This window comes from Frankia sp. CcWB2 (genome assembly GCF_977927585.1).
On record NZ_CDWRCM010000016.1, the window covers coordinates 28,893 to 34,402 of the forward strand.

Genomic DNA, 5,510 nt, shown 5'->3' on the forward strand with positions numbered 1-5,510 from the left:
GAGGGGGCGGAGGAACGGCTGCGCTGGTGGTCCGCCGCAGCCGGGATCGACCTGCTCGAAGCCGGGTGCGAAGCGCCCGCCGAGACAATCCGGGATACGGCGATCGCCCAGCCGTTGATCGTCGCGAGCGGGCTGGTCGCGACCGAACAGCTCGGGCTGCCGGTCACCTCCCCGGTCGGATCGGACACCCTGGTGCTGGCCGGTCACAGCGTCGGCGAGATCACCGCTGCGGCCCTCACCGGTACCCTCACCGCCGAGGAGGCCCTCGTCCTGGTGGCCCTGCGGGGACGCGCGATGGCCGAGGCATCCGCCCGGGTCGAGACCGGCATGACGGCGCTGCTCGGCGGTGATCCCGAGGCGGTGACCGCCCGGTTGAGCGAACTCGGCCTGACCGCCGCCAACCGCAACGGTGCCGGGCAGATCGTCGCCGCCGGCACCGCCCGCGACCTCGCCCGGCTCGCCGCGGAGCCGCCCGCGGGTGTCCGGCTGCGTCCCCTGTCCGTCGCCGGCGCTTTTCACACCCGGCACATGTCCTCCGCGCGCGACGCGCTGGCCGCGGTCGCGGGCGGCATCCGGCCCGGGGTGCCGCGGGCCGCCGCGCTGTCCAACGCCGACGGGGCGATCGTCACCGACCCGGCCGAGCTGATCAGCCGGCTGGTGGCCCAGGTCGCGGCGCCGGTCCGGTGGGACCTGTGTCTCGCGACGCTGCGCGATCTCGGGGTCGGTGCGGTCGTCGAACTCCCCCCCGCCGGTGCTCTCGCCGGGCTCGCCCGCCGGGAACTGCCCGGTGTCACGATCCACGCGGTGAAGAGCCCCGACGACCTGCCCGCGGCCCGCGAGCTGGTCGCCGAGTACCTCGGCGACCAGCTCCTGAGCGCGAGCCCGGCGGGCCCGGCCCCCGGAACTCCACCGGGCTCGACGACGGACGACGCCCTGGTGGGAGCGCAGGCATGACCGAGCTGACCAGTGCCCGCATGCTCGGCCTCGGCGTTTACCGCCCGGCCCGGGTGGTGACCAACGACGAGATCGCCCAGCGGGTCGATACCTCCGACGCCTGGATCCAGGCCCGTACCGGCATCGCCAGCCGGCGCATCGCCGACGACGAGGAGACCATCGTCGCGATGGGCGCCGCGGCCGCGGAGAAGGCGCTCGCCGCCGCCGGCCTCACCGCCGACTCGATCGATCTGGTGATCGGGGCGACCTGCACCTCTCCCTCCCAGATCCCGGGTGCCGGTCCGCAGATCGCCCATCGCATCGGGGCCGGCCAGGCCGGGGCGTTCGACATCAACGGCGCCTGCGCCGGTTTCAGCTACGCGGTGTCGACGGCCGCCGGCATGGTGCGCGCCGGCACCCTGCGCAACGTGCTCGTGGTGGCCACCGAAAGGCTGTCGGACTACACCGACTGGGACGATCGCAGCACCTGCATCCTGCTCGCCGACGGTGCCGGAGCAGCCGTGGTCGGCCCGGCGGAGACGAACGAGATCGGCCCCGCGGTCTGGGGGCACGACGGGTCCCGGCCCGAGACAATCCAGGTCCCCGGCTACGGCGACAACGTCTTCCGCATGGAGGGCCAGGCGGTGTTCCGCTGGGCGATCTCCCTGGTCCCGGTCCTCCGCCAGATCTGCGAGCAGGCCGGCGTGGCACCCGAGGACCTCGCGGGTATCGTTCCGCACCAGGCTAACCTGCGGGTCGTCGAAGCGTTGGTGACGGGTATCGGCGCCACGAACGCCGCCGTTGCCCGCGATGTGGTCGACGCCGGCAACACCTCCGCCGCAAGCATTCCGCTGGGACTCAGCCGGTTGCTGGAAAGCGGCGAGATCCGCCGGGGAGACCCGGTGCTGCTGTTCGGCTTCGGTGCCGGCCTGACCTACTGCGGGCAGCTCGTACGCTGCCCCTGACAACCTCGACCAACCCTCGACGCCGCGACCGTCCCGCACCGCACTGCGGCGAGGCGTCCGATGACCACCAGCCCGACCGCGCCCCTGATCCAGGCGCCCGCGCTTCCGCGCTGGTACGCGGCAGCCCCGCGCACCACCCGCCACCGACCGACAACGTCCCATCAGGAGGAACAATCATGTCCCAAGCTGACATCCTCGCCGGTCTCGCCGTCATCCTCGAAGAGGTCGCCGGTGTCGACCCGGCCGACGTGACGGCCGACAAGACCTTCATCGACGACTTGGACGTGGACTCGCTGTCCATGGTCGAGGTGGTCGTCGCCGCGGAGGAGAAGTTCGGGGTGAAGATCCCGGACAACGACGTGAAGACCCTCAAGACCGTCGGTGACGCGGTTTCCTACATTCAGCGGGCAGGTGTCGCGGCGTGACCACGACCCCCAGGCAGGTCGTCGTCACCGGCCTCGGGGCTACCACTCCCCTCGGTGGCGATGTCGCCTCGACGTGGGAGGGTCTGCTCTCGGGCCGCTCCGGCGTCCGGCGTCTCACCGAGGACTGGGTCGAGCAGCTCCCGGTCCAGATCGCCGCGCCGCTGGCGGTGGAGCCGCCGCTGGGTCGGGTCGAGGCTCGTACCCTCGACCGCAGCCAGCAGCTGGCTCTGACCGCCGCGCGTGAGGCGTGGGCTGACGCGGGCTCACCCGCGGTCGACCAGGAGCGCCTCGCCGCGTGTGTGGCCTCGGGGATCGGGGGCGTGCTCACCCTGCTCCACCAGCATGACGTGATCCGGGAGAAGGGCCCCCGGCGGGTGTCCCCGCACCTGGTGCCGATGCTCATGCCGAACGGCCCGGCCAGCACCGTGGGCCTGGCGTTCGGCGCGAAGGCGGGGGTGCACGCCCCAGTCAGCGCGTGCGCCTCCGGGTCGGAGGCCATCGCGCTGGCGCTGGACATCATCCGGGCCGGGCGCGCCGACGTCGTGATCGCCGGCGGTAGCGAGGCGGCGATCTCGGCGCTGACCATGGCCGGCTTCGCGCAGATGCAGGCGCTGTCCCGCCGCAACGACGCACCCGAGGCCGCCTCCCGTCCGTTCGACAAGGCACGGGACGGCTTCGTGCTCGGCGAGGGCGCGGCGATCCTCATCCTCGAGTCGGCCGAGCACGCGGCCGCCCGCGGTGCCCGGGTTCACGGCACCCTGGCCGGCGCCGGCATCAGCTCGGACGCCTACCACATCGCCGCGCCGGAGCCGACCGGTGCCGGCGCGGCCCGGGCGATCCGGGCGGCGCTGCGGTCCGGCTCGTTGGAACCCCGTGACATCGTCCACGTCAACGCCCACGCCACGTCCACCCCCGCCGGTGACGCGGCGGAGGCGCTGGCGTTGCGCAGCGCCTTCGGCGACCACACCGACGAGATCGCGGTGACGTCGACCAAGTCGACCACCGGGCACCTGCTCGGTGCCGCCGGCGCGGTCGAGGCCGTGTTCAGCGTCTTGGCGCTGCGGGAACGCCTGGTTCCCGCGACGCGCAACCTCGATGCTCTCGACGACGAGATCGCGCTCGACGTCGTGCGGATCGACAACCGGACAATCGGCCCGGGCGCCGCGCTGTCGAACTCGTTCGGGTTCGGCGGTCACGACATCTGCCTGGCCTTCACCGCCTGACCAGCCGCACCACCACCCGATGTCACCCGCCGCGGCGCCGGCCACCCCACCACCGCCGCGACACCGCCCGCCGTTCCGGCGAGCGTCATGATCGCCGGACCGAGTGCTCAGCGGAAGCCGGCGCATACCACAGGTGGTCGCGTATCGACCTCCTGCGAAGCAGTCCGACGCCGCTCAGGCAAGGAGACGCACGGTGAGTCTGTCCACGATCGACCGAGTCGACCCCCGCACGCCTCAGGCTCGGCTCGCCCGGTTTTTCGATCCAGACACCCTGTCGCTATTCGCGGTCGGCGACACGTCCGGAGTCGTTGCCGGGCAAGGGCTTATCGACGGGAACGAAATCGTCGCCTTCGCGACCGACCCGACGGTACAGGGTGGCGCAATGGGGCGCGACGGCTGTGCCCGCATCGTTCATGCCATCGAGTCCGCCGTCCGGATGAACTGCCCGGTCGTTGGGATCTGGCACTCGGGAGGCGCCCGGCTTCAGGAGGGTGTCGCCTCGCTTGACGGAGTCGGCCGGATCTTCGCCGCCACGGTGCGGGCCTCCGGCCGGATCCCGCAGCTCTCGCTCGTGCTCGGGGCCGCCGCCGGTGGGGCCGCCTACGGGCCGGCCCTGACCGACATCGTCATCATGGGCCCGGGGGCGAAGGTGTTCGTCACCGGCCCGGACGTGGTGCGTTCGGTGACCGGTGAGGAATGCACCGCCGACAGCCTGGGTGGGCCGGACGTGCACTCCAGGCGCAGCGGCGTCGTGCACGTGACCTGCGACTCCGAGGACGAGGCCGTCGAGCGGACCCGGGCGGTCGCGGTGCTGCTGGCCGATCAGCGCGACATCGGCCCCGCCGCCGGACGCGAGCTCGGGGAACTGCTGCCCGACAATCCCCGGCGGGCCTACGACGTGCGTCCGCTCGTGAAGGCGGTGCTCGACGACGAGGACGAGGCCGTCGAGCTGCACCCGAGGTGGGCGCCGAACATCGTGACGGTGCTGGGGCGCCTCGGCGGGCGTACCGTCGGGGTGGTCGCGAACAACCCGCTGCGCCGTGGTGGATGCCTTGACGCGACCTCGGCTGAGAAGGCCTCCCGGTTCGTCCGGATGTGCGACTCCTTCGGTGTTCCGCTGGTCGTGCTCGTCGACGTGCCCGGTTACCTGCCGGGGGTGGGCCAGGAATGGGAAGGCGTGGTCCGGCGGGGAGCGAAGCTGCTCTACGCCTTCTCCGAATGCACCGTGCCGCGCGTCACCGTCGTGACCCGCAAGGCGTACGGCGGCGCGTACATCGCAATGAACGCCAGCAGCCTGGGCGCGACCGCCGTGTACGCCTGGCCGACCGCCCAGGTCGCCGTCATGGGCGCCGAGGCCGCCGTCGGCATTCTGCACCGCCGCAAGCTCGCCGAGGTCCCGGCCCAGCGCCGCCCCAGCGTCCTGGCGGAGCTGACCGAGGAGCACATCCGCACCGTCGGTGGCATCGACCGCGCCGTGGAACTCGGCGTCGTCGACGCGGTCGTCACCCCCGCCGCCACCCGGGGCGCGGTTGCCTCCGCCCTCGCCGACGCACTGACCCGTTCCCGCACCGACAAGAACGTGCACGGCAACATCCCCCTGTAACATCCGGATCCCCCCGTTAGTACTGGGATTCCGGCAGCACAAGATCCCCGATAACACCGGATCCCCGATAACACAAGATCCCGGTAACCGGGCGGCGACCATGGCAGCCGCCCGCCACGCGCCGGCTGCGACCCGCGGACCTCGGGTCGCAGCCGGCGCTTCGCATAGCGGGCCGCGATGCGGTGAACTCCAACCGACACCCCGCCCGTATCGCCAGGGCCACTCCTGGCTAGCAGAGCCACTCTGTTACTAGGGCATGTTTGGGAAGTATGTCCCGAGGCTGGCCGTGGATCTGATGGTGATTTTCGGATTGCATGATCCGTTGTGTGGTGCGGGGTGACCTGACGAACGAGCAGTGGGC

5 protein-coding genes are annotated in these 5,510 nt (G+C 72.1%); all 5 read left to right on the plus strand.

Translation table 11 applies throughout. The features are described from left to right. Positions 1–954: ACP S-malonyltransferase (locus ACY45C_RS03445; protein ID WP_462186197.1), on the plus strand; the 954-nt coding region annotated here is incomplete at its 5' end. Then, a complete protein-coding gene (locus ACY45C_RS03450; RefSeq protein ID WP_462186198.1) occupies positions 951–1,898 on the plus strand; it encodes a beta-ketoacyl-ACP synthase 3 in 948 nt (315 codons plus the stop codon). The genes ACY45C_RS03445 and ACY45C_RS03450, both read left to right, overlap by 4 nt. A 176-nt stretch (positions 1,899–2,074) precedes the next feature. After that, positions 2,075–2,323 (plus strand): acyl carrier protein, encoded by a 249-nt coding sequence (locus ACY45C_RS03455; protein WP_462186199.1) that lies wholly within the window; start codon positions 2,075–2,077, stop codon positions 2,321–2,323. Next, complete coding sequence (gene fabF / locus ACY45C_RS03460; RefSeq protein ID WP_462186200.1) at positions 2,320–3,546, plus strand: beta-ketoacyl-ACP synthase II; 1,227 nt, start codon at positions 2,320–2,322, stop codon at positions 3,544–3,546. Before ACY45C_RS03455 ends, fabF begins: the two co-directional genes overlap by 4 nt. A 193-nt stretch (positions 3,547–3,739) precedes the next feature. Continuing rightward, complete coding sequence (locus tag ACY45C_RS03465) at positions 3,740–5,149, plus strand: acyl-CoA carboxylase subunit beta (protein WP_462186201.1); 1,410 nt, start codon at positions 3,740–3,742, stop codon at positions 5,147–5,149. Positions 5,150–5,510 lie beyond the last annotated feature (361 nt).

What these genes read in the sequence shown, in the direction of transcription:
- ACY45C_RS03450 (WP_462186198.1), top strand. Translation starts at nt 951, where the DNA reads ATGACCGAGCTGACCAGTGCCCGCATGCTCGGCCTCGGCGTTTACCGC.
- ACY45C_RS03455 (WP_462186199.1), top strand. Translation starts at nt 2,075, where the DNA reads ATGTCCCAAGCTGACATCCTCGCCGGTCTCGCCGTCATCCTCGAAGAG.